We start from the raw sequence: 2,539 nt of genomic DNA, 5'->3' as shown, positions 1-2,539 counted from the left end.
TTGCGCAGGCGCGTTATGCCAGCGATGCTTCTGCGTGCGAGGCACTGTGCAATGCTGTGCAACCGACCATTGTGCTCGCGCCGGGCAGTTCACGGTTCGCGCGGGTTGCAGCGGGCGTGGCGCATCGCGTTGGCGGATGCGTGGATACGCACGTCACTTCAATTGGCGGCGACTCTCGCATTGAAGTCTCCCGCTGGTTCTATCGGCAACGCATTGAAGCGGTGATCACGCGGACTGCGCGGCCATGGTTCCTCCTACTGGAGGCGGGAACAAATGCGCCGTATGCGAGCGAGACCGGCGATGTTCAGCTCGAGCCTGTTGCTGCGGAGTTGCCTGTGTTGCGCACGACGGTGACGGGAATGCGCGTGCCTGCGCAGGAAGCACAGACGATTCGGCCAGAAGCGGCGATGCTGTTTGTCGCGGGCGCCGGCTGGACTAAGAAGCAGCCGGATGGGCAGGCGCATGCTGCTGAGGCCGGCGACTTGATTCTTGGTTTTCTACACAAGAGCGGCGCCTCACTGGGCAGTTCGAAATCGCTCGTGGACCAGGGCGGCGACGGGCAGCCGGTACTTCCCTTCCTCACGCATATGAACCAGGTGGGACAAACAGGTTCCACGCCGCGACATGCCAAGGGTCTGTCGACTTGTTGCCATGGCGAGGAACCGCACGTCGTTGGCTGGCGGTTCATCGGCGAGCGAAGGGCAATTTCGCTCGACCCCAACTGCGGCTGGACTCGCGGCAAAGCCGACGTAGTCTATGTGGCTGATGCGTTCAGCGTGATGGCAAAGGTGAATGAGCTGCTTGGGAAGGACTGATGGCTTAGCTTAACCATCGGTTTGCGATTGCCGTCAGGCTCACTTCACAGGAAAACAGTCGAGATCATTGGCGAATGCGATGGGGCCGGAAAAGTGACGCCTTATTTCTGCTTGTGTCTCGTTTTCCTTTCCCAAGGTCCGCAGCATTCGATGTGATAGTACCAATTGCCTGACGTGGGCATTCGCAGCAGTCACCCCGATTACGGAAGGCGGCATGTGAAGGCGCCTTTCCAATCCGGTGGCGCCCTCAGGAACGGCGTTATGAGCGACGAACAAATCCGCGTCCATCGCGAGCTGTGTCAGGCCGTCTCCGTCGCCATTCGTATCTCCGCTGAAGACAATCCGCCTGCCGCCCATTTCCACTCGCCACGCCAGTGAGGGAAACCCACCATGAATGACGCGCACTGCGGACACGGCCATTTCGGAGTTGCGAAACACAAGTGCTGGTTTGGAGCCGGCCACAACGTTATGCGGTTGCAGTGTGTAGGTTCCCTCCGCGCCCGGCCCCACGAGGTCGCTGAGGTAGCGCCAGGCACCGTGCGGATCACCGAATAGATCGTGCACAAACTCGGTCGTGGATGGCATAAAGTCGTTTCCGGGCGGACCATACACGGGCAGCGGGCGCTTGCGGTCTTCAAACCATGAAGAAAATACCAACGAGGGAAAATCACCGCTGTGATCAATGTGGAAATGGCTGAACAAGACAACATCCACCTGGGACATTTGCGCCCCGCTCTCCCCAAAGCGCAGCGCGCTTCCTCCTCCCGCATCAACGAGGACGCGTGCGGCGCCGCGATCCCAGATGAGATAGCTGGTGGAGGCTCGCTTATCCTGCATCTCCGGGCCGCCGGAGCCGAGTACCTGAACTGCCAGGCCGCCAGAGCCGCAGGATTGCGCCCTCACAGGAGAAACTTCATAGATGGAAAAGAGGACCGCAAAAGCAAGAAGCGCTCGTCCCGACAGTCTTTGCGAAGCGATGAGGAGATCGTTGGTTTCGATTTTGCACCACCAAGCCGCCAGACTCTCCCAAGATAGCCGAATTGAGAACAAAAAAGTCGGGCTTCTAAAACATTCGGGCAGCAAAACATTCAGGCGCGGCGGGTTACAAAATGGACATGACCTGGAATTGGGCTACGATGGAGTCATGAGCAGCCAGGAAACCATCGCTTCTATGGAATCTGCGAAGGCGGCAAAAGCCGAACCGCTTGAACTCGCCCGCCAGCGCCTGATCGTTGCGCTCGACGTTCCAGACTCTAAATCGGCCATGCGACGTGTCGCAGAACTTGAGGGCACCTGCAACTGGTTCAAGGTTGGACTGGAGTTGTTCATTGCCGCCGGGCCGGCGGTACTGGAGCCGATCATCGCGCGAGGGCACAATGTCTTTCTCGATCTGAAGCTGCACGATATTCCGAATACCGTTGCGGGGGCAGTTCGATCGGCCGCCGGGCTGGGTGTACGCATGTTGACGGTTCACGCTGGAGGCGGACCAACGATGCTGGCGGCGGCCAAAGCTGCCCTGGCCGATGTTACGAATCCGCCGGAGCTGCTTGCCGTCACTGTTCTGACAAGTATGGATGCAGCGCAGCTCGAGTCAGTCGGAGTGAAACGTAATCCGGCTGCGCAGGTTGAGCAGCTGGCGAAGATGGGGTTGGGCGCAGGGATTCGCGGATTTGTTTGCTCGCCGCAGGAGGTTGCGGCGTTGCGTGCCCTGACCGGACCGGCGG

At 59.6% G+C, this 2,539-nt stretch carries 3 protein-coding genes; 2 read left to right on the top strand and 1 reads right to left on the bottom strand.

Features of this window, described 5'->3' with window-relative positions; genetic code table 11:
• The coding region (locus WA354_RS24465; RefSeq protein WP_472815641.1) for a hypothetical protein at positions 1-815 on the top strand (815 nt) is incomplete at its 5' end.
• A gap of 39 nt (positions 816-854) precedes the next feature.
• On the opposite strand, the gene WA354_RS24460 is transcribed toward WA354_RS24465, so the two are convergent.
• Positions 855-1,718 (bottom strand): MBL fold metallo-hydrolase, encoded by an 864-nt coding sequence (locus tag WA354_RS24460; RefSeq protein ID WP_472815640.1) that lies wholly within the window; start codon positions 1,716-1,718, stop codon positions 855-857.
• A gap of 241 nt (positions 1,719-1,959) precedes the next feature.
• Between WA354_RS24460 and pyrF the strand changes: the two genes are divergently transcribed.
• The coding region (gene pyrF / locus WA354_RS24455) for an orotidine-5'-phosphate decarboxylase (protein WP_472815639.1) at positions 1,960-2,539 on the top strand (580 nt) is incomplete at its 3' end.

The organism is Occallatibacter sp., from assembly GCF_049802275.1.
In the GTDB taxonomy this organism is placed as follows: Bacteria; Acidobacteriota; Terriglobia; order Terriglobales; family Acidobacteriaceae; genus Telmatobacter.
This window is presented reverse-complemented; position numbering and strand designations above follow the sequence as displayed.